The sequence below is a fragment of the Cognatazoarcus halotolerans genome (genome assembly GCF_009800965.1).
GTDB lineage: Bacteria > Pseudomonadota > Gammaproteobacteria > Burkholderiales > Rhodocyclaceae > Cognatazoarcus > Cognatazoarcus halotolerans.
In genome coordinates this window covers 106,920-131,897 of the sequence record NZ_WUAF01000005.1, presented here as the reverse complement: position 1 = coordinate 131,897, position 24,978 = coordinate 106,920, and the positions used below count along the sequence as shown (strand labels likewise).

General features: G+C 60.1%; 29 protein-coding genes and 3 tRNA genes. 17 read left to right on the top strand and 15 right to left on the bottom strand.

What is annotated here, in order from left to right:
* Positions 1-184: 184 nt before the first annotated feature.
* Positions 185-1,090 carry a recombination-associated protein RdgC gene (locus GQB03_RS08430; RefSeq protein WP_159687389.1) on the bottom strand — a complete coding sequence of 302 codons (906 nt, stop codon included), beginning with the start codon at positions 1,088-1,090 and terminating at the stop codon, positions 185-187.
* Between the two features lie 343 nt (positions 1,091-1,433).
* Here GQB03_RS08430 and GQB03_RS08425 point away from each other — a divergent pair, with 343 nt between their 5' ends.
* From GQB03_RS08425 to tnpC, 11 genes are all read left to right on the top strand, one after another.
* Positions 1,434-2,786: a Na(+)-translocating NADH-quinone reductase subunit A gene (locus GQB03_RS08425; RefSeq protein WP_159687387.1), complete on the top strand. Its 1,353-nt coding sequence runs from the start codon at positions 1,434-1,436 to the stop codon at positions 2,784-2,786.
* A gap of 2 nt (positions 2,787-2,788) precedes the next feature.
* On the top strand, positions 2,789-4,000 hold the full coding sequence (locus tag GQB03_RS08420; protein ID WP_159687384.1) for an NADH:ubiquinone reductase (Na(+)-transporting) subunit B: 1,212 nt from the start codon (positions 2,789-2,791) through the stop codon (positions 3,998-4,000).
* Positions 3,993-4,778: a Na(+)-translocating NADH-quinone reductase subunit C gene (locus tag GQB03_RS08415; protein WP_159687382.1), complete on the top strand. Its 786-nt coding sequence runs from the start codon at positions 3,993-3,995 to the stop codon at positions 4,776-4,778. Before GQB03_RS08420 ends, GQB03_RS08415 begins: the two co-directional genes overlap by 8 nt.
* A 1-nt stretch (position 4,779) precedes the next feature.
* On the top strand, positions 4,780-5,448 hold the full coding sequence (locus GQB03_RS08410; RefSeq protein ID WP_159687379.1) for an NADH:ubiquinone reductase (Na(+)-transporting) subunit D: 669 nt from the start codon (positions 4,780-4,782) through the stop codon (positions 5,446-5,448).
* A 1-nt stretch (position 5,449) separates the two neighbouring features.
* Complete coding sequence (gene nqrE, locus GQB03_RS08405; protein ID WP_159687376.1) at positions 5,450-6,058, top strand: NADH:ubiquinone reductase (Na(+)-transporting) subunit E; 609 nt, start codon at positions 5,450-5,452, stop codon at positions 6,056-6,058.
* A 15-nt stretch (positions 6,059-6,073) separates the two neighbouring features.
* Positions 6,074-7,300: an NADH:ubiquinone reductase (Na(+)-transporting) subunit F gene (gene nqrF, locus GQB03_RS08400; RefSeq protein ID WP_159687373.1), complete on the top strand. Its 1,227-nt coding sequence runs from the start codon at positions 6,074-6,076 to the stop codon at positions 7,298-7,300.
* A gap of 29 nt (positions 7,301-7,329) precedes the next feature.
* Complete coding sequence (gene nqrM, locus GQB03_RS08395; RefSeq protein WP_159687370.1) at positions 7,330-7,530, top strand: (Na+)-NQR maturation NqrM; 201 nt, start codon at positions 7,330-7,332, stop codon at positions 7,528-7,530.
* Positions 7,531-7,532: 2 nt separating this feature from the next.
* On the top strand, positions 7,533-7,928 hold the full coding sequence (locus GQB03_RS08390; RefSeq protein ID WP_159687367.1) for a CBS domain-containing protein: 396 nt from the start codon (positions 7,533-7,535) through the stop codon (positions 7,926-7,928).
* A gap of 271 nt (positions 7,929-8,199) precedes the next feature.
* The gene (tnpA, locus tag GQB03_RS08385; protein ID WP_159687363.1) at positions 8,200-8,586 is read left to right on the top strand and encodes an IS66-like element accessory protein TnpA; all 387 of its coding nucleotides are present in this window, start codon (positions 8,200-8,202) and stop codon (positions 8,584-8,586) included.
* A complete protein-coding gene (tnpB, locus tag GQB03_RS08380) occupies positions 8,583-8,918 on the top strand; it encodes an IS66 family insertion sequence element accessory protein TnpB (RefSeq protein WP_159687360.1) in 336 nt (111 codons plus the stop codon). The genes tnpA and tnpB overlap by 4 nt, the downstream gene beginning before the upstream one ends.
* Before the next feature lie 64 nt (positions 8,919-8,982).
* Complete coding sequence (tnpC, locus tag GQB03_RS08375; protein WP_159687357.1) at positions 8,983-10,497, top strand: IS66 family transposase; 1,515 nt, start codon at positions 8,983-8,985, stop codon at positions 10,495-10,497.
* A 132-nt stretch (positions 10,498-10,629) separates the two neighbouring features.
* Here the strand turns inward: tnpC and pstB are convergent, their stop codons facing one another.
* From pstB to GQB03_RS08340, 7 genes are all read right to left on the bottom strand, one after another.
* Positions 10,630-11,412, bottom strand: coding sequence for a phosphate ABC transporter ATP-binding protein PstB (gene pstB / locus GQB03_RS08370; protein ID WP_159687354.1), 783 nt, complete (start codon positions 11,410-11,412; stop codon positions 10,630-10,632).
* 12 nt (positions 11,413-11,424) lie between these two features.
* Positions 11,425-12,267 (bottom strand): phosphate ABC transporter permease PstA, encoded by an 843-nt coding sequence (gene pstA, locus GQB03_RS08365; RefSeq protein WP_159687346.1) that lies wholly within the window; start codon positions 12,265-12,267, stop codon positions 11,425-11,427.
* A 2-nt stretch (positions 12,268-12,269) separates the two neighbouring features.
* Positions 12,270-13,220 (bottom strand): phosphate ABC transporter permease PstC, encoded by a 951-nt coding sequence (gene pstC, locus GQB03_RS08360; RefSeq protein ID WP_200832153.1) that lies wholly within the window; start codon positions 13,218-13,220, stop codon positions 12,270-12,272.
* A 109-nt stretch (positions 13,221-13,329) separates the two neighbouring features.
* Positions 13,330-14,367 (bottom strand): phosphate ABC transporter substrate-binding protein PstS, encoded by a 1,038-nt coding sequence (pstS, locus tag GQB03_RS08355; RefSeq protein ID WP_200832152.1) that lies wholly within the window; start codon positions 14,365-14,367, stop codon positions 13,330-13,332.
* Positions 14,368-14,614: 247 nt separating this feature from the next.
* Positions 14,615-15,982 carry an ATP-binding protein gene (locus GQB03_RS08350; protein WP_159687340.1) on the bottom strand — a complete coding sequence of 456 codons (1,368 nt, stop codon included), beginning with the start codon at positions 15,980-15,982 and terminating at the stop codon, positions 14,615-14,617.
* On the bottom strand, positions 15,979-16,641 hold the full coding sequence (locus GQB03_RS08345; protein WP_159687337.1) for a response regulator transcription factor: 663 nt from the start codon (positions 16,639-16,641) through the stop codon (positions 15,979-15,981). The genes GQB03_RS08350 and GQB03_RS08345 overlap by 4 nt, the downstream gene beginning before the upstream one ends.
* Entirely contained in the window at positions 16,638-16,982 is a 345-nt protein-coding gene (locus tag GQB03_RS08340) for a PepSY domain-containing protein (protein WP_159687334.1), read from the bottom strand. Before GQB03_RS08340 ends, GQB03_RS08345 begins: the two co-directional genes overlap by 4 nt.
* A gap of 31 nt (positions 16,983-17,013) precedes the next feature.
* Here GQB03_RS08340 and GQB03_RS08335 point away from each other — a divergent pair, with 31 nt between their 5' ends.
* From GQB03_RS08335 to GQB03_RS22940, 5 genes are read left to right on the top strand one after another with little or no spacing between them, the layout of a single operon-like run.
* Positions 17,014-17,574, top strand: a complete 561-nt coding sequence (locus tag GQB03_RS08335) for a DUF1924 domain-containing protein (protein ID WP_235026988.1) — start codon at positions 17,014-17,016, stop codon at positions 17,572-17,574.
* A gap of 27 nt (positions 17,575-17,601) precedes the next feature.
* Positions 17,602-18,096 carry a diheme cytochrome c gene (locus tag GQB03_RS08330; RefSeq protein WP_159687331.1) on the top strand — a complete coding sequence of 165 codons (495 nt, stop codon included), beginning with the start codon at positions 17,602-17,604 and terminating at the stop codon, positions 18,094-18,096.
* Positions 18,097-18,118: 22 nt separating this feature from the next.
* Positions 18,119-19,429, top strand: a complete 1,311-nt coding sequence (locus GQB03_RS08325; RefSeq protein ID WP_159687328.1) for a ferredoxin reductase family protein — start codon at positions 18,119-18,121, stop codon at positions 19,427-19,429.
* Positions 19,430-19,471: 42 nt separating this feature from the next.
* Complete coding sequence (locus GQB03_RS22945; RefSeq protein ID WP_327516808.1) at positions 19,472-19,762, top strand: tyrosine-type recombinase/integrase; 291 nt, start codon at positions 19,472-19,474, stop codon at positions 19,760-19,762.
* 24 nt (positions 19,763-19,786) lie between these two features.
* The gene (locus GQB03_RS22940; RefSeq protein WP_200832150.1) at positions 19,787-19,954 is read left to right on the top strand and encodes a site-specific integrase; all 168 of its coding nucleotides are present in this window, start codon (positions 19,787-19,789) and stop codon (positions 19,952-19,954) included.
* A gap of 93 nt (positions 19,955-20,047) precedes the next feature.
* Here the strand turns inward: GQB03_RS22940 and GQB03_RS08315 are convergent.
* The 3 genes from GQB03_RS08315 to GQB03_RS08305 all read right to left on the bottom strand — a co-directional run bounded on the left by GQB03_RS08315 (position 20,048) and on the right by GQB03_RS08305 (position 20,350).
* Positions 20,048-20,123 (bottom strand) — tRNA-His (locus tag GQB03_RS08315).
* 42 nt (positions 20,124-20,165) lie between these two features.
* Positions 20,166-20,242 (bottom strand) — tRNA-Arg (locus tag GQB03_RS08310).
* Between the two features lie 31 nt (positions 20,243-20,273).
* Positions 20,274-20,350, bottom strand: a tRNA-Pro gene (locus tag GQB03_RS08305).
* 148 nt (positions 20,351-20,498) lie between these two features.
* Here GQB03_RS08305 and dksA point away from each other — a divergent pair.
* Positions 20,499-20,924, top strand: coding sequence for an RNA polymerase-binding protein DksA (dksA, locus tag GQB03_RS08300; RefSeq protein ID WP_159687325.1), 426 nt, complete (start codon positions 20,499-20,501; stop codon positions 20,922-20,924).
* Positions 20,925-21,041: 117 nt separating this feature from the next.
* On the opposite strand, the gene pnp is transcribed toward dksA, so the two are convergent.
* From pnp to rbfA, 4 genes are all read right to left on the bottom strand, one after another.
* Positions 21,042-23,144: a polyribonucleotide nucleotidyltransferase gene (gene pnp / locus GQB03_RS08295; protein WP_159687322.1), complete on the bottom strand. Its 2,103-nt coding sequence runs from the start codon at positions 23,142-23,144 to the stop codon at positions 21,042-21,044.
* A gap of 176 nt (positions 23,145-23,320) precedes the next feature.
* Positions 23,321-23,590 carry a 30S ribosomal protein S15 gene (gene rpsO / locus GQB03_RS08290; protein WP_159687319.1) on the bottom strand — a complete coding sequence of 90 codons (270 nt, stop codon included), beginning with the start codon at positions 23,588-23,590 and terminating at the stop codon, positions 23,321-23,323.
* A gap of 85 nt (positions 23,591-23,675) precedes the next feature.
* A complete protein-coding gene (gene truB, locus GQB03_RS08285) occupies positions 23,676-24,596 on the bottom strand; it encodes a tRNA pseudouridine(55) synthase TruB (protein WP_159687316.1) in 921 nt (306 codons plus the stop codon).
* A gap of 8 nt (positions 24,597-24,604) precedes the next feature.
* Positions 24,605-24,976, bottom strand: coding sequence for a 30S ribosome-binding factor RbfA (gene rbfA, locus GQB03_RS08280; RefSeq protein WP_159687314.1), 372 nt, complete (start codon positions 24,974-24,976; stop codon positions 24,605-24,607).
* Positions 24,977-24,978: the final 2 nt, after the last annotated feature.

The window sequence follows — 24,978 nt, the reverse complement described above, 5'->3', positions numbered from 1 at the left end:
ACCTAAGCACCAAACGAATCCGGAGACGAAGTCAAGAAATACCAATTTTTTCCATTGTGCGGCGCAACCAGAAATCGTCCCGGCAGCATCCGCTACAAAGATGCAACGCGCATCCCCAGACGCTGTCCGTGCAATTCTCGTGAAGCGTACCAGAGCCGCGAAAAAACTGCGCGGAACAACGCGCTCATACGACTGGAGCGCGCTCTCCACCCAATGCTTCAACCAGCTCGGGCAACAGTCTTGCCAACTCGCCGGTCATCAAGGCAAACGAGGCGTCAAACTCAGCGTCCGGCCCATCTACGACCTGGTCAAGCTGTTCCTTTAGCACATCGAGAAAAGCCAGTCGCTTGATCTGCAGCGTATCGGTCAGCACGAACGAAATCCGATCCGCCCAGGTCAAGGCCAGTCGGGTCGCACGCTTTCCCGCCGCAATGTGCGCGCCCACCTCGTCGCCTTCAAGCGCGTGCCGGACATAACGGACGGTCGCCTTTTCTTCGTCGGGGGCCCGCAGCTCCAGATCACGGTCAACCGTGAAACCGGATGGTGCCTCACCGGACAAAACCCACTCGGTCATCGCCCCCCCGACAGACGTCTCGGTATCGAGATGACGAACGGGCAGCTCGTCCAGCGTCTCGCGAAGCAACTCCAGTACCTCGTCGGCACGGCCGGGCGACGATGCATCGACGACGAGCCAGCCATTGACCGGGTCGATCCACAGCCAGGCGATACGCCTGCGCACGAACGCCCGCGGGAGCAACTCTTCGGTCACGCGCTCCTTGAGTTCCTTCATCTGCTTGCGGCCCGGCTTGTAACCCTGCTGCTCTTCGATCTCGGCTGCTCGATCCTTTACGAACTCGTTAACCACGGATGACGGCAACAGCTTCTGCTCTTGTCCGAGTGCGAGCAACCACTGTCCATTGACGGTGTAGAGCAAGCGTTCGTCATTTCGCGGCGATACCCAGCCGCGGGTTTCACGATCCCCTCCACCACAGCGCTGCAGGGGGAATCTGGCGAGCCTTTCCGAAACGGCATCCGGATCTGCCGACCATGGCGCCGGGAGCCGATAAACCAGAAGATTCTTGAACCACATGACCCCGACTCCGAAAAAAGGGCGCGAGTATACCGCTCAGGACTTCATCATGCGCAAGCAGCCGTGATCGGCATGAAACGAAGTCATCAAGCACACCGCCGCGTCGATCGATCCGTCATCTTTCCGGATCGGGAACGCCGCGTCATCTGCGCGCCCGCTCAGGCGAAACGCGGTCCGGCTGGCTCGGAAAAGACATCCGTCCGGGCGTCCGCGAGTGCGGAAAGTCTGGAATCAGACGTCTTTCGCCGGTAGAATCCGCCGCTGCCGCGGGATCAACTCGACTGCTGGGGAGGCGGAAGGGGTTCCCGCGAGTGATTGTCTGTTCGGATAGGTCATCGCTTCCATGCTAATAAAGCTTAAGAAAGGACTCGATCTACCCATCAACGGCATGCCGGAACAGCGCATTCATGATGCGCCGTCCGTACAGCATGTTGCCGTCATGGGGGTGGACTACATAGACCTGAAACCGACGATGCGTGTTGCCGAAGGCGACCGGGTCCGACTCGGTCAGGCGCTCTTCGAGCACAAGAAATTGCCGGGCGTTACGGTCACTGCGCCCGGGGCCGGGGAGATCGTCGCAATAAACAGAGGGGCACGCCGAGTCCTTCAGTCGGTTGTCATTCGACTTGACGAAACCGAGGAGGCCGAGCAGTTCGAGGCCCATGATCCGGCGACGTTGAAATCCCTGTCCACCGAGAAGGTCATTGAACAGCTTTGTCTGTCCGGCATGTGGACCGCGCTACGGACCCGGCCCTTCAGCAAGCTGCCGGATCCGCAAGTACGGCCATCCGCCATCTTTGTCACCGCGGTCGACACGAATCCGCTAGCAGCGGACCCCACCATCCTGGTCGCAGAACACCCGAGCGATTTCGGTCACGGCCTCACCGTTCTGTCGAGACTGACCGAAGGGAAGGTCTGGGTATGCAGCCGCCCGGGCGTAAACCTGCCGTCGGATGCGGCGGATGCGCGTATTGCACATGCGCAGTTCGACGGCCCCCACCCCGCTGGGCTGGCAGGCACCCATATTCACTTTCTCGAACCGGTCGGCGCGCATCGACAGGTCTGGTACCTCAACAGCCAGGACGTCATCGCGATCGGCAAGCTGTTCACCACCGGAAAATTGTGGACCGAACGCGTGATTTCACTGGCTGGCCCCCAGGTCGTGAAACCCAGGCTGATCCGCACACGTGTCGGGGCGCATCTCGGTCAACTGACTGACGGTGAGCTCAGACCGGGCAACACCAGAGTCATTTCGGGGTCGGTCTTCGGAGGCCGTACTGCCCGCGACGTCTTCGGCTATCTCGGTCGCTACCACGTTCAGGTCTCCTGCCTTCTCGAGGGCGACGAGCGCGAATTCATGCATTACCTCCGAGCCGGCGCCAACAAGCATTCGGTCATGAACATCTTCACATCGAAACTCGCTTCGGGTCGATTGCTCGATTTCACGACCAGCACCAACGGCAGCCCTCGTGCGATGGTGCCTGTCGGAAATTACGAAGAGGTCATGCCGCTGGATATCCTGCCTACGCAGTTGCTGCGCTACCTGATCGTCGGCGACACCGAGATGGCTCAGAAGCTTGGAGCACTCGAACTGGACGAGGAGGATCTCGCGCTGTGCACCTACGTGTGTGCCGGCAAGTACGAATACGGCCCCATCCTGCGGGAAAACCTGGCCCGCATCGAGAAGGAAGGTTGAGCATGACACTTCGTTCATATCTGGACAGCCTGGAGCATCATTTCGAAAAGGGCGGCAAGCACGAAAAGTGGTATGCCCTCTACGAGGCCGTCGATACTTTCTTCTACCGCCCCCGCCTGGTCACCCGAACCACCGCCCACGTGCGCGATGGCCTGGACCTCAAGCGGATGATGATCACCGTCTGGCTGTGCACCTTCCCTGCCATGTTCTTCGGCATGTGGAATGTCGGATACCAGGCCAACACGATTCTCGCCGGCAGTTCCGAACTGATGGCCGCCCAGCAGGACTGGCAGATCGGCCTGATCGGCATGCTGGCCGGCTTCGATCCGGGGAGCGTGTGGGACAACTTCGTACACGGCGCGGCCTACTTTCTACCGATCTATCTCGTGACTTTTGTCGTCGGGGGTGCCTGGGAAGTACTCTTCGCATCGATACGACGCCACGAGGTCAACGAAGGCTTCTTCGTGACCTCGGTGCTCTTCGCGCTGACCTGCCCTCCTTCGGTACCGCTTTGGCAAGTCGCGCTCGGCATCAGTTTCGGCGTGGTGATTGGCAAGGAGGTCTTCGGCGGCACCGGCAAGAACTTCCTCAATCCGGCCCTTACCGGACGCGCGTTCATGTTCTTCGCCTACCCTGCGCAAATGTCGGGTGACGCAGTATGGACCGCCGTGGATGGCTACACCGGTGCAACACCGCTCGCCAACGCGGCGGCTGGTGGCGTCGATCAGATCGTGAGCGGCGGAGTCAGCTGGATGAGTGCCTTCCTCGGCACCATCCACGGCTCGGTTGGCGAAACCAGCGCACTGGCGATCCTGATCGGCGGCGGGGTCCTGCTCATCATGAAGATCGCGTCGTGGCGGATCGTCCTCGGCGTGATGATCGGCATGATCGCGATGAGCCTGCTCTTCAATGCCATCGGCTCCGACACCAATCCCATGTTCGCCATGCCCTGGTACTGGCACCTGGTAGTCGGCGGCTTCGCCTTCGGCATGATGTTCATGGCCACCGACCCGGTTTCCGCGTCGATGACAAATACCGGGAAATGGATATTCGGTGCCTTCATTGGAATCATGGTCGTGCTGATCCGGGTCGTTAACCCAGCGTTCCCGGAAGGCATGATGCTGGCAATCCTGTTCGGCAACCTCTGTGCGCCCCTGATCGACCACTTCGTGGTGCAGGCAAACATCAAGCGGAGGCTGGCAAGAAATGTCTAAGAAGGAATCAACCACGCGGACGCTCCTCGTCGCCTTGACGGTCAGCCTTGTCAGCTCGGTATTCGTTGCCGGCGCGGCAGTCTCGCTCAAGCCCGTACAGATCGAGAACCGCCAGCTCGACAAGCAACGCAGCATCCTCTCGATTGCCGGCCTTGGCAGCGGCCAGCTGAGCGCGCGCGAGGTCAAGGAGCTCTTTGCCTCGCGCATCTCCGCCAAGGTCGTCGATCTTGACACTGGCGAATACACCGACAAATTCAACCCGGCCACCTTCGATCCGCTGAAGGCCTCCAAGGACCCCAAACTTTCCGAGGCCCTGCCGGGTGAAGAGGATCCGGCGCTGATAAAGCGCCGCGAGCGTTACACCACGGTCTATACCGTTGAGAAGGACGGCAAACTCGATTCGCTGATCCTGCCGATCCGTGGCTACGGATTATGGTCGACGCTGCATGGATTCATCGCCATCAAGAGCGACCTGAACACCGTGGTGGGCCTCGGGTTCTACCAGCATGCCGAGACCCCCGGCCTCGGTGGCGAAGTCGATAACCCGAAGTGGAAGGCTCAGTGGCCGGGCAAGACCCTCTTCGATGACAACGGCAAACCCGCGATCCACATTGTCAAAGGCGGTGTCGATCCAGCCAGCCCATCAGCCATCCATCAGGTGGACGCGCTCGCCGGCGCCACCCTGACCAGCAAGGGTGTCGACCGCCTCGTGCAGTTCTGGCTCGGCGAACAGGGCTTCGGCCACTATCTCGCGAAACTACGTACACAGGGGGTCTGACATGTCCGCGCCCACAGTGAAAGAAGTCCTTTTCAACCCGGTCTTCAAGAACAATCCGATCGGCCTGCAAATCCTCGGCATCTGCTCGGCCCTTGCGGTGACGTCCAACCTCAAGACGGCGGTCGTGATGTCGATTGCCCTCACCCTGGTGACGGCCTGCTCGAATCTCTTCATTTCGATGATCCGTCATCAGATCCCGAGCTCGATCCGCATGATCGTGCAGATGGTGATCATCGCCTCGCTGGTGATCGTGGTGGACCAGATCCTCAAGGCCTATGCCTTCACACTGGCCAAACAGCTATCGGTCTTCGTCGGTCTCATCATCACCAACTGCATCGTGATGGGACGCGCGGAAGCCTTCGCAATGCAGAACCCGCCCATGCTGTCCTTCTTCGACGGCATCGGAAACGGCCTGGGCTACAGTGCGATGCTGCTGACTCTTGGCGTGATTCGCGAACTCTTCGGTGCCGGCAAGCTCTTTGGCATCGAAATCTTTCAACTCGCGAAAGACGGCGGCTGGTATGTCCCGAATGGCCTGCTGCTGCTGCCGCCGTCCGCATTCTTCCTGATCGGCCTGATCATATGGGGGCTGCGCAGCTGGCGTACCGAGCAGGTCGAAGAGCCTGCCTTCAAAATGGCGCCGCAGGTTTCCGAGCAAGAGGCCTACTGACATGGAACACTACATCAGCCTCTTCGTCCGCTCCGTGTTCATCGAGAACATGGCGCTGGCATTTTTCCTGGGCATGTGCACCTTCATCGCCATCTCGAAGAAGGTAGAGACTGCGATCGGCCTCGGCATCGCAGTGATCGTCGTGCAGACCATTACCGTACCGGCAAACAACCTGATCTACACCTGGCTGCTGCGCGACGGCGCGCTCGCCTGGGCGGGTTTGCCGGATGTCGACCTGTCGTTCCTCGGGCTGCTTTCGTACATCGGCGTCATTGCCGCCATCGTACAGATCCTCGAGATGCTGCTCGACAAGTTCGTCCCAAGCCTCTACAACGCGCTAGGCGTGTTCCTGCCGCTCATCACGGTGAACTGCGCGATCATGGCCGGATCGCTTTTCATGGTCGAACGCGACTACAACCTTGCAGAAAGCACGGTCTACGGCATTGGCTCGGGCGCTTCCTGGGCGCTCGCGATCGCTTTGCTTGCGGGCATTCGCGAAAAGCTCAAATACAGTGACGTGCCCGAGGGTCTTCAGGGCCTGGGCATCACCTTCATCACCATCGGGCTGATGTCGCTGGGCTTCATGTCCTTCTCGGGCGTCCAGCTCTAAGGACGGAAAACGAACATGAACAGTCAGGAAATCATCCTCGCCATCGGCATGTTCACCGCCATCGTGCTTTCACTGGTGGTATTCATCCTCATGGCCCGCGCCCGTCTCGTCTCGAGTGGCGACGTTACGATCAATATCAACAATGAACGGAACATCACCGTTCCTGCCGGTGGCAAGCTGCTGCAAACGCTGGCTGCCAACGACATATTCCTGTCCTCGGCCTGCGGCGGCGGTGGCACCTGCGCCCAGTGCAAATGCGTCGTCGAGTCCGGCGGCGGAGAGATGCTGCCCACCGAGGAATCACATTTCACCAAACGGCAGGCACGGCAGGGCTGGCGCCTCTCGTGTCAGACGCCGGTGAAACAGGACATGAAGATCGAAGTCCCGGAGGAGGTCTTCGGTGTTCGCAAATGGGAATGCACGGTCGAATCGAATCCCAATGTCGCGACCTTCATCAAGGAACTCACGCTGCGCCTGCCGGAGGGCGAGTCGGTCGATTTCCGGGCCGGCGGCTATGTCCAGCTCGAATGCCCGCCGCACGTTGTGAACTACAAGGATTTCGAGATCGATCCCAAGTTCCATGGGGACTGGGACAAGTTCAACATGTGGCGTTTCGTTTCCAAGGTCGACGAGACGGTGATCCGTGCCTACTCGATGGCCAACTATCCCGAAGAGGAAGGCATTGTCAAATTCAACATCCGGATTGCCTCGCCACCACCCTCGCGCGACGACATTCCGGCCGGCAAGATGTCTTCCTGGGTCTTCAATCTCAAGCCGGGTGACAAGGTTACGGTCTACGGGCCGTTTGGCGAATTCTTCGCGCGTGATACCGATGCCGAAATGGTCTTCATCGGTGGCGGCGCCGGCATGGCCCCGATGCGTTCGCACATCTTCGACCAGCTCAAGCGCCTCCACAGCAAGCGCAAGATCAGCTTCTGGTACGGCGCCCGTTCGATGCGCGAGGCCTTCTATGTCGACGAATACGACAAGCTTCAGGCAGAGAACCCGAACTTCAAGTGGCACCTGGCGCTCTCCGATCCGCTCCCCGAGGACAACTGGACTGGCTATACCGGCTTCATCCACAACGTTCTCTACGAGAACTACCTCAAGGACCATCCGGCGCCCGAGGACTGCGAGTTCTACATGTGCGGACCACCGATGATGAACTCAGCGGTGATCAACATGCTCCTGGACCTTGGTGTCGAGCGGGAGAACATCCTGCTGGACGACTTCGGCGGCTGAACACACGCGCATTCCCTGGGAGGATCGACGTGAGTACCTTTCTGATAACGTTTGCCGTTTTCGGCCTCGTCGTACTCGGCATGGCCATTGGTGTCATCGCCGGCCGAAAGCCCATCGGCGGCAGTTGCGGTGGTCTTGGGGCCGTGGGCCTTGAATGCGAAGCGGGCTGCGACAAGCCCTGTCCGAAACGCCTTGCCCGCATGCAGGCCGCAGCCGAGGCAAAGGAGTAAGCATGTTGCAATCTCTTGTGGTCAAGGACTACATGACCCGCGACCCGCTCGCGTTCAAACCGGACACCGAGGTTCTCGATGCGGTACACAAACTGTTCGAGCACCATCTGAGCGGCGCGCCGGTCATCGACGATGCCGGCACGGTGGTTGGCTTCCTGTCTGAGAAGGATTGCCTCAAGGTCGCCCTGAACGCGTCCTACTATGAAGAGCGGGGAGGCCCGGTCAGCCAGTTCATGAGCCGGAACGTCAAGACCATCAAGGCGAGTTCCCCATTGACCGACGCGATCGAACTCTTCCTGGGGACACCGTACAGGTGCTACCCCGTCGTTGCGGAAGGTCGCCTCGTGGGGCAGCTGTCTCGTCGCGACGCGCTGCGGGCGCTTGAACGCCTCTGGTAGTCGCTGCAGAATCTTTTCATTCGGGACGAGAACGCCAGCATCCGCTATCGGAAGCTGGCGTTTCTGTTTCCGGCAGTACCTCGACGGACTGGCTCATCACACGTTTCGCCATTCGCTCCGCGTAGGAACAGAACGCCCCGGCGCCAATCAGCAACGCAGCCCTGCAACCACGCCGCGCGACCGACTCTGATTCGTAACCGTCCGGCCATCTCATCTTCCCTGAGGCGTCATCAGGCGAGAGGATCGCGTCCACTTATTTTTTGGTGGACACATGGACACTTTGCCCGAGGCGGTACCCGGACGTCGTCGCCGACGACGTCACAGCGACGACTTCAAGGCACGGGTGGTCGCGCAGTGCCGTCAACCCGGCGTCTCGATCGCCGGCGTTGCCCTTGCCAACGGCCTGAATGCCAACCTGCTGCGACGCTGGGTCGTCGAGCGCGAGCAAGGTTCCGGTTCGGGCACGGCGGTGACGAGCCAACGTACGTCCTCGCGCACCACTGAGGGCGAGTTTGTTCCCGTGCGCATTGCCGCGGATAGCGACGCTCACGCAGATATTCGCATCGCGCTGCAGGGCCGGGCGCTGAGCGTCGAAGTGCGCTGGCCGCTCAGTGGCTCGGATGATTGCGCCCGGTGGCTGCGCGCATTGCTTGAATGATTCGCGTCGAAGCGGTGTGGATGGCGGTCGCCCCGGTGGACATGCGTGCCGGCATGGACAGCCTGATGGCGCGGGTGGTCGAAGTCTTCGGTGCGGTGCATCCGCACCACGCCTACTGCTTCACCAACCGGCGGGCCAACCGCGTGAAGGTGCTCGTGCACGACGGACTCGGGCTGTGGCTGTCGATGCGCCGGCTACACCAGGGGCGTTTCGCCTGGGCAGCGATGAGCGAGGAGCGCGAGTTGCTGCTCAGTCGCACGCAGTTCGACGCCCTCGTGCTGGGCCTGCCCTGGCAGCGATTGGGGGAGGCGGCGGTGATCACACTGGTATAGCGAGCACAAGCAATCCGGGCATCTGCGGATGGCAGTATGCGGCGGCATTGGGCATGATCAAGTGATGCTCGACGACAGCCCGTTGGACCACCTCAGCGACACCGAAGTGCGCGCCCTCGCGCAGCGGCTGCTCGCCGAGGTGCGCCACAAGCAGGCCACCATTGACAAGCTCACGCACGAGATGGCGGTGCTCAAGCGCCTGAAGTTCGCCGCCCGCCAGGAGCGCTTCCAGGGCGAGCAACGCAGCCTGCTCGAAGAGAGCCTCGAAGAAGACCTGGAGGCGATCGCCGAAGAGCTCGAGCAACTCGCATCCCCCGGGGAGAAGTCGGCAGCGAAGGCGAAGCCCAGGCGCACGCCCTTGCCGCCTGGGCTGGCGCGCCGCGAAATCCACCACGAACCACAAGACACCCAGTGCAGTTGCGGCTGCCAGATGAAACGCATCGGCGAAGATGTGGCCGAGAAGCTCGACTACACGCCGGGCGTATTCACGGTCGAGCGCCATGTGCGCGGCAAGTGGGTGTGCAAGCACTGCGAGACGCTCACCCAGGCGCCGGTGCCGGCCCACATCATCGACAAGGGACTGTACACGACCGGATTGCTCGCCCAGGTGCTCGTGGCGAAGTACGCCGATCACCTGCCGCTGTATCGCCAGGAAGGGATCTTCGAGCGGGCGGGCCTGGCACTGCCGCGCTCGACGCTGGCACAGTGGGTTGGCGCCTGTGGCGTGCAGTTGCAGCCGCTGGTCGATGCGCTCAAAGCGCAGATGCTCGATCGGGCCGTGCTGCACGCCGACGAAACCCCGGTGGCGATGTTGAAGCCCGGCAATGGCAAGACGCATCGGGCCTATCTGTGGAGCTACTGCACGACACCGTACTCAATGATCCCGGCGGTCGTGTTCGACTTTGCCGAGAGCTGCGCCGGACGTCATGCCGCCGCCTTCCTTGGGGCATGGCGCGGCACGCTGGTCTGCGACGATTACAGCGGCTACAAGGCGCTCCTTGCCTCAGGCATCACCGAAGCGGGCTGTCTCGCTCACGCCAGACGCAAGTTTCACGCGCTGTGGGCCAATCACAAGAGCCAGATCGCCGGCGAGGCGCTGGAACTGTTTGGCGCGCTCTACGAGGTGGAGCGCGAAGCACGGGAACTGAGCCGCGAAGAGCGGTTGAGGCTACGGCGGCACAAAGCTCGACCGGCGGCCGACGTGCTGCATCGCTGGCTGATCGCCCGGCGCGGCCAGGTGCCCGACGGCAGTGCAACCGCGAAGGCCATCGACTACAGCCTCAACCGGTGGGCGGCACTGACGCGCTACATCGATGATCCGGCCGTCCCCGCGGACAACAACTGGGTGGAGAACCGAATCCGGCCGATTGCCATCGGCCGATCGAACTGGCTATTTGCCGGTAGCTTGCGCGCCGGACAACGCGCCGCCGCCGTGATGAGCCTGATCCAATCGGCACGGCTCAACGGCCACGACCCGCTCGCATACCTGAAGGATGTCCTCACCCGGCTGCCGACCCAGCCCGCCAGCCGCATCGGCGAATTGCTGCCGCACAACTGGAAGCTCGAACCCACTGTCTGAACGTCTGACGATCGGCCCACCGTCGCGGCGTAATGGTCAAGATGGATTCGCCGGACGCTTACTCTGATTCCATCGCCCCAATGAGAAAACCGCCCGAGAGGGCGGCGTGCGACAACAAACAAACGCATTAACTCAGCCAAACCGGCCGGTAATGTACTCTTCGGTCGCCTTCTGTTTGGGCTTCATGAAGATCTGGTCGGTATTGCCGAATTCGATCAGCTCGCCAAGGTACATGTACGCAGTGTAGTCAGAAATCCTGGCCGCCTGCTGCATGTTGTGAGTGACGATGACGATGGTGAAATCTTCTTTCAGCTCATCGATCAGCTCCTCGATCCGGGCGGTCGAGATCGGATCAAGCGCAGAGGTCGGCTCGTCAAGCAACACCACCTCGGGCTTGACCGCAATGCCACGGGCGATACAAAGCCGCTGCTGCTGCCCGCCGGACAGGCTCATGCCGCTTTGGCTGAGTTTGTCCTTGACCTCGCCCCAAAGCGCCGCCTTTCGCAGTGCCCACTCGACCCGTTCGTCCATTTCCGTACGGTTGAGCTTTTCGTGCAGACCAACACCAAATGCGATGTTGTCGTAGATCGACATGGGGAAAGGAGTCGGCTTCTGGAAGACCATGCCAACCCGTGCGCGCAAACTGGTCACGTCGACCTTGGGATCGAGCAGATTCTCGCCGTTCAGCAGGATTTCGCCCTCCGCCCGCTGGTGCGGATAGAGGTCGTACATTCTGTTGATGGTCCTCAGCAAGGTCGATTTGCCACAACCGGATGGCCCGATGAAGGCGGTGACCTTGTGCTTCTCCATTTCGAAATTCACATTCTTGAGGGCATGAAAATTCCCGTAGTAGAAGTTGAAATTGCGAAATGCGATCTGGGCGGGACCACTGATGACTTTGTCGGTATTTTCCATGACGGACTCGTATTAACTGAGTTTTTCTGCACGCAACGCAACGCGGGCGATGATGTTCAAGCCGAGGACTCCAAGCGTGATCAACAGGACACCGGCCCATGCCAGGCGCTGCCAGTCTTCGAACGGGCTCATCGCGAACTGGAAGATCGTGACCGGCAGACTGGCGATCGGCTCACTCATCGACACGCTCCAGAACTGGTTCGACAGCGAGGTAAACAACAGCGGAGCGGTTTCACCCGCAATCCGGGCAACGGCAAGCAGCACGCCTGTTACCACCCCGGAACGCGCCGCACGCAAGGTCACCCTCGTAATGACCACATGCTTGGGAGCGCCCAATGCGAACGCAGCTTCCCGCAGGGTGCCGGGCACGAGCATCAGCATGTTCTCGGTGGTCCTGATCACGATCGGGATAACCAGCAAAGCCAATGCAACTGCACCTGAAAAGGCCGAGAACTTCCCGGTGTTGGCAACGATCAGGGCGTAAACGAACAGGCCGATGACGATCGATGGCGCGGACAACAGCAGATCGTTCACGAATCGGGTCACCTTGCCGAACAAGGTCGTACGGCCGTATTCGGCCAGATAGACCCCAGCAAGAACACCGATCGGAGCGCCGATGAGGGTACCCATGCCGACCAGAATCAGGCTCCCGACTATGGCGTTCAGCAGACCACCGTGTTCTGCGCCCGGCGGCGGCGTCATCTCGGTAAACAAGCTGAGACTGAGCCCCCCGACACCTAGCTCCAGTACCGTCCAGAGAATCCACGCCAGCCAGAACAGCCCGAACACCATGGTGCCCACCGAGAGCGTCAGCGCCACCTTGTTGGTGAATTTCCGTTTTGTCTTGAGATCCACGGTCAGCGCCCTCCTTCATGGCTGGACAGCTTGGCCAGAAGCAGCTTCGAGCAGGCCAGCACGATCAGCGTAATCACGAACAGAACCAGACCGAGTTCCATCAGCGCCGAGGTATGCATTCCAGGTCCTGCTTCGGCAAACTCGTTGGCGAGCGCCGACGTGATGCTGTTACCCGGCATGAACAGCGAGGGAGACGACAGAAAGTTGCTGTTGCCGATCACGAAGGTGACCGCCATCGTCTCGCCGAGCGCACGCCCCAGACCAAGCATCACGCCGCCGACCACGCCTGTCTTTGTAAAGGGCAGAACGACCCGGTACATCACTTCCCAGGTGGTGCAGCCCAGGCCGTATGCAGATTCCTTGAGCATTACCGGCGTCACCTCGAACACATCTCGCATGACCGAAGCGATGTACGGAATGATCATGATGGCCAGAATGAAACCTGCGCAGAGCAGGCCGATACCGAGCGGGGGGCCGCTGAAGAGCGCACCGACGAATGGGAGTTTTCCAAGCGTCGCGGAGAGCGCCGGCTGGATGTACTTGGCAAAGATCGGAGCAAACACCAACAGGCCCCACATGCCAAATACGATACTGGGCACCGCGGCCAGCAACTCGATTGCCGTACCAAGCGGGCGGCGCAGCCAGGTCGGGGAAAGCTCGGTGAGAAACAAGGCGATCCCGAAGCTCACCGGAACCGCAATCACCAAAGCAATGATCGAGCTGACGACGGTGCCGTATATCGGGATCAAGGCGCCGAATCGCTCTGCCGGGGGATTCCATTCCGACGATGTCAGGAAATCGAACCCGAAGGCACGAATGCTGGGCCAGGATGCGATCGTCAGGGCGACGATGATGCCGGCAAGAAGCACCAGGGCAAGTATGGCAAAACCGGTGGAGGTACCTTCGAACAGCAGGCTCCCCAGTTTGCGGCTTGGTTTCGACTTAGCTGGCATCGGTTCCCGGGTGTGAGCTGCAGTAGCCTCGACAGTCATTGGAGTCAGCCTCTATGTAACATAAAAAGGCCGGGGTCAGCCCCGGCCCCTGCGATGCAACCGGGCAGAATTATTTTGCGTAGACCGACTTGCCCGAAGCGTCCTTGATCTGCGCCCAGGAGGCCTTGATCAGATCGACGGTAGCCTTGGGCAGCGGCACGTAGTCCAGCTTGGAAGCCATCTCGTCGCCGTTCGCATAGGCCCAGTCGAAGAACTTGAGGACTTCGGTACCCTGGGTGGGCTTGTCCTGCACCTTGTGCATCAGGATGAAGGTCGCGCCACTGATCGGCCACGTAGCCTTGCCCGGCTGCTCGGTGATGATTTCGTAGAAGCTGTGGGACCAGTCAGCGCCAGCAGCGGCGGCCTTGAACGCGGCCTGATCGGGCTGGACGAAGACGCCGTCCTTGTTCTTCAGTTGGGTGTGCGGCAGCTTGTTCTGCAGCGCGTAGGAATATTCGACATAGCCGATCGAACCCGGCAGGCGCTGAACGAAAGCGGACACGCCTTCGTTACCCTTGCCACCGAGGCCCAACGGCCACTGCACCGACGAACCTTCACCGACTTTTTCCTTCCACTCACCGCTCACCTTGGAAAGATAGTTGGTGAAAATGAAGGTGGTACCGGAGCCGTCGGCACGACGAACCACGCCGATGTCCTGTTCAGGAAGCTTGAGACCCGGGTTCAGGGCCACGATGGCGGGATCGTTCCATTTGTTGATCTTGCCGAGATAGATGTTGGCAAGGACGTCACCGGTCAGTTTCAGCTGGCCCGGCTTGATGCCCTCGACGTTCACCACCGGCACGACACCGCCGATCACGGTCGGGAACTGCACCATACCGCCCTTTTCGAGATCTTCCGGCTTGAGCGGCTTGTCGGATGCTCCGAAGTCCACGGTCTTGGCGGTGATCTGCTTGATACCGCCGCCCGAACCGATCGACTGATAGTTCAGCTTGTTACCGGTCGCCTTCTGATAGGCATCCGCCCATTTGGCGTAGACCGGGGCCGGGAAGGAAGCACCTGCACCGGTAATGTCGGCAGCGTAGGCGGTAGTGGCCAGGGCTACACCCGCCGTCACGGCGAAAATGGAGCGACTCACGGCTTTCAGCATTGATTTCTCCTGAATCTTAGAGATGAGAATCGAGGCGGCGACGGTGCCGATTCGAGAAGCCCGAAGCTTAAAGCGCGTCCGTGACAGTAATGTGACAACCGACCCCGAACTGCAACAATTCGCCCCCACCTGCCACGAGCGTGCATACAGCGCAGGCCGGACATCGGAAGCAAACAGTGTGGTGTGCCGACCGGCCCCAAGCCGCAGAGCGATCCTCATCTCGCTCTATCGGCACCATCGAGGGAACTCATTCGCCGGGCAACTCGAGGCTCACCTTGAGCCCTCCAATCGCAGCCTCGCCGAGCTGCAGATCACCGCCATACAATTCGGCCAGATCCGATACGATCGAAAGCCCCAGTCCGGATCCGGGCACCTTCTCGTCCGCTCTCGCCCCTCGATTGAGCACGTGGTCACGGATGTCGGGACGAACACCGGGACCATCGTCTTCGATCACCAGGATGAGACGCCGGTGCGAACGGGAGGCAGTAACACGGACATTCCGCCTTGCCCATTTGCAAGCATTGTCCAGCAGGTTCCCCAGCATCTCCTGAAAATCCTGCTCTTCGCCACGGAAAACCAGTGCGGGAGACACACCGCTCACATCGATCGACACCTCACGATCCGCATGAGCGCGGATCAGAACGCGGACCAGGCCTTCGAGGGCCGGCCGCACGCGCGTATGCGCACTGCCGGTCTTCGCTGCCACCGCGGCGCGCGTACGCGCCAGATGATAATCGACCTGTCGACGTGCATCCGACACCTGCTCCATGACCAGCAAGGCCAGCGCCCCTTCCTGACGCGACGCGGCATTTGCCAATACGGTAAGCGGCGTCTTCACTGCATGCGCCAGATTTCCGGCCTGCGTCCGAGCCCGGGCTACACGCTCCTCGTCATGCGCGAGAACGGTATTGAGTTCATCGACGAGCGGCTGGACCTCGACAGGAAAACGGCCGACAACTCGTCTGGCCCCGCCCTCGCGCACCGCGGTCAGCGCGCTGCGCATGCTCCTCAATGGCGCCAGTCCGACCCACACCTGCATTAGGGCACCCGCCGCAAGCCCCACACCGATCACCACCAGCGCAATGGTCAGCATTCTCGAAAAGGCCAGAACCGGCTCACTCATACCCCGCACATCAGCGGCTACGATGAGTCGAAAGCCGGCAGCGACAGGGTCATCGAGGCGAATCAGTCGCTCCAGCATCAACAGCGTCGCCCCGTCGGGCCCACGGACCCGATGCATGTGAAGCTCGCCGTCCGCGGGCGTGTCCTTCGGCACGATAAGTACACTGTCCCACAGGGAGCGAGAGCGCAGCAGGCCGGCTTTCGCCGCCCCGGCGGCATCAACCTGCCAGTAAAGACCCGAGTACGGCTTCTGGAAACGCGGGTCGCTCAGTGGCATTGCAAGCTTTCCCGCCCCGCCGGATTGCATCTCGAACACTGCGGCAAGCTGGTTGAGGTGCGCATCGAGTTCCGCCTCGAAGCGGCGCGTGACGTGATCCCGAAACAAATCGGTGAGCACTAGTCCGGCTGACCACAAGGCAACAAGCAGCCACAGCAGGCTTCCAGCCAGAAGGCGCAGCCGCAACGACCCACCGCCGATCGATGATCCCCTCATGCGTGTGCGTTGAGGCGATAGCCGAGCCCGCGCACCGTCTCGATGAGGCCTTCAGGCAGCTTCTTGCGCAGACGCGCGATGAACACCTCGATCGTGTTTGAATCGCGATCGAAATCCTGCGCATAAATATGCTCGGTCAGTTCGGTCCGTGAGACGACCTTGCCCTGATGGTGCATGAGATAACCGAGGACCCGAAGCTCGTGGCTGGTGAGCGGTATGGTGAGGCCATCCACACTGAGGCGCCCTGTCCGGCTATCGAGCACCAGCGGCCCGCATTCGAGCAATGCACTCGCGTGTCCCCCTGCGCGCCGGATCAGTGCCCTGACGCGAGCGAGGAGCTCTTCCATATGAAAGGGTTTGGTCAGGTAATCGTCCGCTCCGGCGTCGATCCCCGTCACCTTCTGGTGCCATGCATCGCGCGCCGTGAGAACCAGCACCGGCATCTTACGGCCGGCAGATCGCCACCTGCCGAGCACGGTCAGTCCATCCATGACCGGAAGCCCCAGATCCAGCACGACCACATCAAACGACTCTTCCTCGCCCAGATGCAATGCATCCCGCCCGTTGTCCACCGTATCGACCGCATAACCAGCTTCGCTCAACGCATCGAATAGTTGTCTCGCGAGGGTAGGCTCGTCCTCGACCACCAATACTCTCATCTCGTCTTCCGGCCCTGTGAGTGTTCGTCCGATCTCGAGCGATCCTTGGCTCCGATCACCTCGCCATCCCTAGCATCAACTTTCAGCTTGAGCAGCTTTCCGTCCGATCGCAGGAGCTTGACTTCATAGAGCCAGCGGTTGTCGTCCCGCTCAAGTTCGACTTCGAGTGCATCACCCGGATAAACGGCTCGCAACCGATCCAGAATTTTCGCCAACGGCAGGATTTCGCCAGCCTCGAGTGCCTTGCGCGCTCGGTCATGGTCTTCGTCATCGGCCGCAGCCGGCGCAGGCAAGGCTGACGCGGACAATGCGAGCACACAGATCAGCAGTTTTCGGAGCATGCGGTCCTCATCAAGCGGGCAACGGAATCCCTTGTATCGCGATCAAGCTGAACGCGCGATGAACAGTGTCTTCAGATCCGATTCAGTCGCGCTGCCCCATCATCCGGCCACGCTCAACGACGCCAGCATACAACCCTGGCAACCGAAAAACGGAACACCCGACAAGGATTCGCTCGTGAAAGCACTCTCCCGCATTTTCATCGTGATCAGCGGCGCCATCATCGCCTCTGCCGTGCAGGCCGGCCCCCGCGAAGAGCTTCTCGATCGCTATGCGCGTGAAGCAAAAGCGAGCGAGGCAGCATTTTCGGCATTCTCCTCGCGAAGCGGAGAGGCGCTACATATCGCGCGCCATGCCACCGGGAAGCCCGATACGCCAAGCTGCACGGCGTGTCATGGCGACGACCCGCGCCGCCCGGGTCAAACCAAGACGGGCAAATCGATCGATCCGATGGCCGTCTCGGTCAGTCAATCCCGTTACACCGATGCAGCAAAGGTGGAGAAATGGTTCCGTCGAAACTGCACCGAGGTTCTGGGCCGCGCATGTACTCCGCGCGAGAAGGGTGACTGGCTGACCTACATGATCTCGCAATAAACGATCCAATCTTCGGGAAGAACCTCCATGAATATCTCAATTCGCCCTGTTGCCACCGCGCTCTTCGTGATCTTCTTTTCTTCAGCGCTGCTCGAACGGGCCCAAGCGGGCAGCGGAAACTATTATCCACCTGTCGCCGACAAGCTCACGCAGGACGAATGCGGCAGTTGCCACATGGCCTACCCTGCAGCCCTTCTGCCGGGAAGCTCGTGGCGAAAGATCATGTCAGGCCTGGAGCAGCATTTCGGCGACGATGCGAGCCTCGATCCAGCATCTACCTCGCACATCACCCGTTATCTGGTCGATAACGCAGCCGATGCGGCCGGTACCCGCCACACCCGGAAAATGATGCGAGGCGTCGATACGACAAATGCACCAATGCGAATCACGGAGCTCCCCAAATGGATATCCGAGCACCGTGAGATTTCGCCACGGGAATGGAGGCGCAAGGACGTCGCTTCCAAGGCCAACTGCACGGCCTGCCATATCGACGCCTCGAAAGGATATTTCGAGGACGACTGAGCAATCCGAAGGATAGACACGAATGACCCCCTTCCTTGCTGCCTTCACCGCTTTGGTCGCGCTGTGCTGGGGCATCGCCCCCAGTGCAAACCCGGTCGACGCGCCATACACACTTTGGGCCCTGCGCCAGGACGCGCTCAATCTTACCGGCCTCTGGTCGATCTCGTTGATGTCGCTGGCAATGATTCTCGCGACGCGGCCAACCTGCCTCGAACGCGCCTTCAACGGCATGGACAAGATCTATCGAAACCACAAACGGGCAGGTATCCTCGCAATTGCCTTTGCCGTGGCACATTGGCTCGTCGAAATGGCAAGCGATCCGATCAAGACCCTGATCGGACGCACTGGCCGGCTCCCCAAGGAGCACGCGGACGGTTTCCTTGAAATTGCGAGAGACTTCGCCAAAGATCTTGGCGAATGGGCAATCTACGTTGCAATCGCGATGCTCGCCATCACGCTGTGGAAACGCTTCCCCTTCAACGCCTGGCGTACGTTGCACAAGCTGATGCCAATCGTCTATCTGACTCTCGCCTTTCACGCGGCAGTCTTGATGCCATTCGACTACTGGTCACAGCCCGTGGGAGTACTCGTCGCGCTTCTTATTTCGGCCGGAACGATCGCCAGCGTGCACATACTCGCCGGACGGGTTGGGCGCACGCGACGGCATGTCGGACGGATAGCCGAGGTGACCGCAATCTCGCCCGAAATCACCGAAGTTATCTGTACCCTTGACGCCACATGGCCACCGCACCGTGCCGGGCAATTCGCCTTCGTCACGTTCAGCCCGAACGAGGGGGCCCACCCATTCACAATCGCCAATGCGGCGGGCCCGGAACGATCTTTGACCTTTCAGATCAAGGGGCTCGGCGACTATACGACCGGGCTTGCCAAGAGGCTGCGACTGGGTCAACCCGTTCTGATCGAGGGGCCTTACGGATGCTTCGAACGCCCTCGGCCACGGTCCGATCGGGCACAAATCTGGATCGCCGGCGGAATCGGCATTACACCGTTTCTAGCCTGGCTCGATGAACTCGTAAATGGCCCGGAGAATTCGATCAAGGCGCATCTGTACTATTGCGTCAGCAATCGCGACACCGATCCCTTCGTCCCCCGGCTTGAGGCTGCCCATCAGCGGATACATGGCCTATCCCTGAGCGTCATCAGCAGCGACCGCGATACCCCGCTAGATGCCGCAATGCTTGCAACACATAATCCGGCACAGGCCGACATCTGGTTCTGCGGCCCGCAAGCCCTTGCAAAGACCCTGAAGGCGGAGCGGCAGGCAATCGGATTTAAAGGACAGTTTCACCAGGAGGCCTTCGAAATGCGCTGAACAGCGAGACATTTCGATTGAAACAGGGGCGCAAAAAGCCAACTGCGGCGCGCGGAAGCGATCGAAGTTGCATACTTGACCGGGCGGCGGCCGGGGGACCTGAGGCAGATCAGCGAGACAGACATCCGTGATGGCTGCATCCTGCTCGAACAGGAAAAAACCGGCGCCAAGCTCCGTGTCGAGATCGTTGGAGCCCTCGCCGCACTGATCGACCGCATCTGGGCGAGGAAGTCGTCGATCAAGGGCGTGCGGTCCCTCTCGCTCATATGCAACGAGGCGGGCCAGCCGATCGGCAAGAGCGCCCTACGCTACCGCTTCGAGAAGGCGCGCTAGGCCGCGGCTGCATCGAACAAAGCGATGGCCGAGAAGCTCCGGACGATCCAGTTTCGGGATTTACGGGCCAAAGCCGCGACCGATATCGAGGCTCCCGAGAAAGCTCAGAAGCTCCTCGGGCACACCAAGCGCGACATGACAGAGCACTACGTCCGGAAGCGCCGCGGCGAGAAAGTCCAGCCAGTGAAATGAAAATGGCCAGCGAGATAGCTGGCCATTTTGTAGAACAGATTGCGAATTGTAGAACAGCCTATATTCGCACAAGCACATAAGTGCTTGAATATTTGGGGCGACATACCGGGATCGAACCGGTGACAACTGGAGCCACAATCCAGTGCTCTACCAACTGAGCTAATGCCGCCACTACTACTAGGCTCCGGAAAGCCGGAGCCCTAAAAAAACTTGGCCTGCCCGACAGGAATCGAACCTGTAACCCCCGGCTTAGAAGGCCGGTGCTCTATCCAGTTGAGCTACGGGCAGATAATTCCGCGGGCAACTCGAGGGGCAGCTTTGGTCGGGGTGGAGGGATTCGAACCCCCGACATCTTGCTCCCAAAGCAAGCGCGCTACCGGACTGCGCTACACCCCGAGAGCCGCGAATAATACACATAGCCCGGGGCAGCGTCAAACGTATTTCTTCACTCGCCGGCATTTGGCGGGGCCATGGCTTAACACTTGCTAGGAGACTGCTTTTTCTGCTATTAAAGCCACTCTTTTACCCACCGGAAGTTGCTCTCATGGCCGAAGAGACTCTGCACAAACAATTCCCTCCCTATGTACCCGCCAAGGGAGAGGAGTACATGAGCGAGAAGCAGCTCGCACACTTCCGCGAAATTCTCGAAACGCTCAAGCAAGAACTTGTTGGCGACATCGAGCGCACGGTCCATACCATGCAGGACGAGGCAACCGTCTTTGCCGACCCCAACGATCGGGCCAGTCAGGAATCGGACATTGCGCTCGAATTGCGCAACCGCGACCGTGAGCGCAAGCTGATCAAGAAGATCGATGAAACGCTCAACCGGATAAACGACGGCGAATATGGTTACTGCGACAGCTGTGGGGTCGAGATCGGTCTCAAGCGACTCGAGGCACGTCCTACGGCAACGATGTGCATCGACTGCAAGACGCTGGAAGAGATTCGCGAACGGCAGGTCGCGAAATAGGGAACCCGGGGACACGAGCGGAGCGGGGGCAGCCCGCTCGATTTTCTCGACTTGGTCATGCAAAAGGAAAGGGACGCAGAAGCGTCCCTTTCCTTTTGCCGTAACGCCCTAGATCAATCAGGACGTGGCGTTGCTTTCGATCAGCGCCTTCATGCTGAGACGAATTCGACCCTTTTCATCCGTCTCGAGGACCTTCACGCGCACCACCTGTCCTTCCTTCAGATAATCGGACACATTGTTCACGCGTTCATTCGCAATCTGCGAGACATGCAACAGGCCGTCACGCCCCGGCAGCACACTGACGATGGCACCGAAATCCAGGATACGAAGTACCGTGCCTTCATAGACCCGACCAACCTCGACCTCGGCGGTGATTTCCTCGATCTTTGCTTTTGCCGCCTGGGCACCTTCCGCACTCACCGACGAAATCGTGATCGATCCATCGTCCTCGATCTCGATGACCGTGCCGGTTTCCTCTTGCAGACCACGGATCACTGCCCCACCCTTACCGATCACATCGCGGATCTTCTCCGGATTGATCTTCATCGTCAGCATTCTGGGTGCGTAGTCAGACACCTCGCCGCGCGCTCCATCAAGGGCATCTTTCATGAGCTTGAGAATGTGGAGGCGGCCTTCCTTGGCCTGCTCCAGGGCGATCTTCATCACACTCGGGCTGATGCTGTCGATCTTGAGGTCCATCTGCAGACCGGTTACGCCATCTTCAGTACCTGCGACCTTGAAATCCATGTCGCCGAGGTGATCTTCGTCACCAAGAATGTCGGTCAGCACCGCGAAGCGTCCACCGTCCTTGATCAGCCCCATTGCAATACCGGCAACAGCGCTCTTGAGCGGCACACCCGCATCCATCATTGACAGCGAACCGCCACAGACCGACGCCATCGAGCTGGAACCATTCGATTCGGTGATCTCAGACACCACGCGGATCGTGTAGGAAAAATCCTGTGCGGTCGGCAGAACCGCCGCGAGCGAACGCTTCGCTAGTCGGCCATGACCGATCTCACGACGCTTGGGAGAACCGAAACGGCCGGTCTCACCGGTCGAGAACGGCGGGAAGTTGTAGTGAAGCATGAAGCGGTCACGGTATTCACCGGCAAGCGCATCGATGATCTGTTCATCACGCCCCGTACCCAGCGTGGTGACGACGATTGCCTGGGTTTCCCCGCGCGTGAACAGCGCCGAGCCGTGCGTTCGCGGCAGCACCCCGACACGAATGTCGATTGGTCGAACGGTGCGCGTATCGCGACCGTCTATGCGTGGCTCGCCATTGAGGATACGACTGCGAACAACCCCCGCTTCGATGTCGAAAAGGATGTTCTTGAGATCATTGTCGGAGGGCGGGTTCTCGACCCCCTCGCTCACCGCAGCGCGGACCGCCTTGCGGATTTCGCCCAGTCGCTGGGTCCGCTCCTGCTTGCTGGTAAGCTGGAATGCATCCGCGATCTGCGAGGCCGCGAGTTCGTTGACACGCGCGATCAGCACCTCGTCTTTCGGGGGAGCTTGCCACTCCCATTCGGGTTTGCCTGCCACTTCCACGAGTTCGTTGATCGCCTGGATTGCTGCCTGCATCTGCTGGTGGCCGAATACCACGCCACCAAGCATCACATCCTCCGGCAGCTCCTGCGCCTCCGATTCGACCATGAGCACACCGACTTCGGTACCGGCAACGACCAGGTTGAGCTTGCTTGTCTGCAGCTGCGTGGCCGTCGGATTGAGGATGTACTCGCCATTGTCGTAGCCGACGCGACAGGCACCGATCGGGCCGCTGAACGGGATACCGGAAATCGCCAGGGCAGCAGATGCAGCAATCATCGCGGGGATGTCGGAATCGATTTCCGGATTGAGCGAGAGCACCTGTACGATGACTTGGACTTCGTTGTAAAAGCCTTCCGGGAAAAGCGGACGAATCGGACGATCGATCAAGCGGCAGGTCAGAATTTCCTTTTCAGTCGGGCGCCCTTCGCGTTTGAAGAACCCACCCGGAATACGCCCTGCGGCATAGACCTTTTCCACGTAATCAACGGTGAGCGGAAAAAAATCCTGACCCGGGCGGGCTTCCTTGGCTGCGACGACGGTCGCGAGGACGACGGTGTCGTCGACGTTTACAAGCACGGCACCATGCGCCTGGCGAGCAACCTCGCCGGTTTCCATGATGACCGTATGAGCGCCGTACTGAAATGATTTTTGAATGGCTTTAGGCAAGGGATATCCTCTCATTAGCTGATGGGCAGCAAATTTACGCTGCTCCGGCCGGACGCGGATCCGAGTGGATCAGACCGGCAAAAAACAAAACCGGCGCGGCCCTGCAAGGCTCACGCCGGCTTGACTGAATGACCTGCCCGGAAGATGCACCAAGGGCATGCCAAGTCGCCTGACTTTTACTTGCGCAGGCCCAGGCGCTCGATCAGACCACGATAGCTGTCTGCATTGGTGCGCTTGAGGTAGTCGAGCAGCTTGCGGCGCTGGCTGACCATCTTGAGCAGACCACGGCGGGAATGGTGATCCTTGGCGTGCGACTTGAAGTGACCGGTCAGACCGTTGATGCGGGCGGTCAGAAGCGCAACCTGGACTTCGGGAGAACCAGTGTCGCCCTGAGCGCGCTGGAAATCGGCAACGATTTGCGTTTTTTGTGCGGATTCGAGAGCCATGTGCTTGTTTACTCTTTACTCAGTTGTTTCTGCATTTCAGAAAGCGCGGATTATACCTGCGCTGTACGCGCAAGCTCAAGAAAGATCATGCTTTTTCTTCCTGAACCTGGGTGGACAGCAGTCGCAGAGGGACCATGAAACCATCCGCGCGCAATTCGGCAAGGCCGATAAAACCATTCGGTCCGTATGCCCTGTAACGCCCAGCGGGGGTGGCCGAACGTTTCAACCTCCCGCCGTTGAGCAGAATTCCCGTCTCGCCCGGGTCGAGACACTCGATGGGCAGGTCTGCCAGCAACGCATCAACCGGCGCAAGCAGGCCTTCCCGTTCGAACTCAGCTGCCGCCTCGAGCCGCTCGAAATCGATCGCGGAGGCCACCGCGAACGGGCCAATCGACGTGCGCCGCAAACCTCGCAAATGCGCCCCGCACCCCAGCACCCGACCAATGTCCTCTGCCAGCGTGCGGATATAGGTGCCTTTGCTGCAGCACACCTCCATGACAAAACCATCACCCGAGAATGACAAAAGCCTCAGCTGATATATCGACACCCTACGCGGCGCGCGCTCGAGTTCGATGCCGGCACGCGCGTACTCGTAAAGTGGCTTGCCGTCCCGCTTCAATGCCGAAAACATCGGTGGGATCTGATCGATTTCCCCCGTGAACGAAGTGAAGGCCTGTTCGATCTCGGCCGCGCTCACCAAAACGGAGCGCTCTTCGATCAACTCGCCTTCGGCATCACCCGTCGTTGTGGTGACGCCCAGTCGTACATCGGCGATATAACCCTTGTCCGCATCAAGCAACGTCTGTGAAAATTTGGTCGCTTCACCGAAGGTCAACGGCAGCAAACCTGTTGCCATCGGATCAAGCGTACCCGTATGCCCAGCCTTTGCAGCGTTCAAGAGGCGTCGTGCTTTCTGCAACGCATCGTTGGACGACATACCAAAGGGTTTGTCGAGCATGAGCACGCCATTCACAAGCCGGCGCGGCGGCCGGCGTCGCTGATTCATGGCGCCGCTCAGGCCTCGTCGTCGTGATGATCGGAGCGTACCGCTTCGTCGATCAGGCGCGTCAGTCTGGCACCCTGTTCGATCGACTTGTCGTACTCGAAGTGCAGTTGCGGCAGGGTATGGATGCGAATTCGCTTGCCAAGCTCGCGTCTCAGAAAACCACTCGATCGTTGCAGCCCCGCGACGACTTCGGGCAGGCCCTCTTCTCCGCTCATCGAACTGAAGAAAACCTTTGCGTGGGCGTAGTCGGGAGTCACCTGAACTTCGGTGATCGAAACCATACCCACCCTCGGATCCTTCAGCTCCAGCCGGATCAACTCGGCCAGCTCGCGCCGGATCTGTTCGGCGACGCGCTGGCTGCGGGAAAACTCCTTCGGCATCG

Bases quoted from the DNA above. Each gene is read 5' to 3' on its own strand.
- GQB03_RS08430 (WP_159687389.1), bottom strand. From the start codon at position 1,090: ATGTGGTTCAAGAATCTTCTGGTTTATCGGCTCCCGGCGCCATGGTCG.
- GQB03_RS08425 (WP_159687387.1), top strand. From the start codon at position 1,434: ATGCTAATAAAGCTTAAGAAAGGACTCGATCTACCCATCAACGGCATG.
- GQB03_RS08420 (WP_159687384.1), top strand. From the start codon at position 2,789: ATGACACTTCGTTCATATCTGGACAGCCTGGAGCATCATTTCGAAAAG.
- GQB03_RS08415 (WP_159687382.1), top strand. From the start codon at position 3,993: ATGTCTAAGAAGGAATCAACCACGCGGACGCTCCTCGTCGCCTTGACG.
- GQB03_RS08410 (WP_159687379.1), top strand. From the start codon at position 4,780: ATGTCCGCGCCCACAGTGAAAGAAGTCCTTTTCAACCCGGTCTTCAAG.
- nqrE (WP_159687376.1), top strand. From the start codon at position 5,450: ATGGAACACTACATCAGCCTCTTCGTCCGCTCCGTGTTCATCGAGAAC.
- nqrF (WP_159687373.1), top strand. From the start codon at position 6,074: ATGAACAGTCAGGAAATCATCCTCGCCATCGGCATGTTCACCGCCATC.
- GQB03_RS08390 (WP_159687367.1), top strand. From the start codon at position 7,533: ATGTTGCAATCTCTTGTGGTCAAGGACTACATGACCCGCGACCCGCTC.
- tnpA (WP_159687363.1), top strand. From the start codon at position 8,200: ATGGACACTTTGCCCGAGGCGGTACCCGGACGTCGTCGCCGACGACGT.
- tnpB (WP_159687360.1), top strand. From the start codon at position 8,583: ATGATTCGCGTCGAAGCGGTGTGGATGGCGGTCGCCCCGGTGGACATG.
- tnpC (WP_159687357.1), top strand. From the start codon at position 8,983: ATGCTCGACGACAGCCCGTTGGACCACCTCAGCGACACCGAAGTGCGC.
- pstB (WP_159687354.1), bottom strand. From the start codon at position 11,412: ATGGAAAATACCGACAAAGTCATCAGTGGTCCCGCCCAGATCGCATTT.
- pstC (WP_200832153.1), bottom strand. From the start codon at position 13,220: ATGCCAGCTAAGTCGAAACCAAGCCGCAAACTGGGGAGCCTGCTGTTC.
- pstS (WP_200832152.1), bottom strand. From the start codon at position 14,367: ATGCTGAAAGCCGTGAGTCGCTCCATTTTCGCCGTGACGGCGGGTGTA.
- GQB03_RS08350 (WP_159687340.1), bottom strand. From the start codon at position 15,982: ATGAGGGGATCATCGATCGGCGGTGGGTCGTTGCGGCTGCGCCTTCTG.
- GQB03_RS08345 (WP_159687337.1), bottom strand. From the start codon at position 16,641: ATGAGAGTATTGGTGGTCGAGGACGAGCCTACCCTCGCGAGACAACTA.
- GQB03_RS08340 (WP_159687334.1), bottom strand. From the start codon at position 16,982: ATGCTCCGAAAACTGCTGATCTGTGTGCTCGCATTGTCCGCGTCAGCC.
- GQB03_RS08330 (WP_159687331.1), top strand. From the start codon at position 17,602: ATGAATATCTCAATTCGCCCTGTTGCCACCGCGCTCTTCGTGATCTTC.
- GQB03_RS08325 (WP_159687328.1), top strand. From the start codon at position 18,119: ATGACCCCCTTCCTTGCTGCCTTCACCGCTTTGGTCGCGCTGTGCTGG.
- GQB03_RS22940 (WP_200832150.1), top strand. From the start codon at position 19,787: ATGGCCGAGAAGCTCCGGACGATCCAGTTTCGGGATTTACGGGCCAAA.
- dksA (WP_159687325.1), top strand. From the start codon at position 20,499: ATGGCCGAAGAGACTCTGCACAAACAATTCCCTCCCTATGTACCCGCC.
- rpsO (WP_159687319.1), bottom strand. From the start codon at position 23,590: ATGGCTCTCGAATCCGCACAAAAAACGCAAATCGTTGCCGATTTCCAG.
- truB (WP_159687316.1), bottom strand. From the start codon at position 24,596: ATGAATCAGCGACGCCGGCCGCCGCGCCGGCTTGTGAATGGCGTGCTC.
- rbfA (WP_159687314.1), bottom strand. From the start codon at position 24,976: ATGCCGAAGGAGTTTTCCCGCAGCCAGCGCGTCGCCGAACAGATCCGG.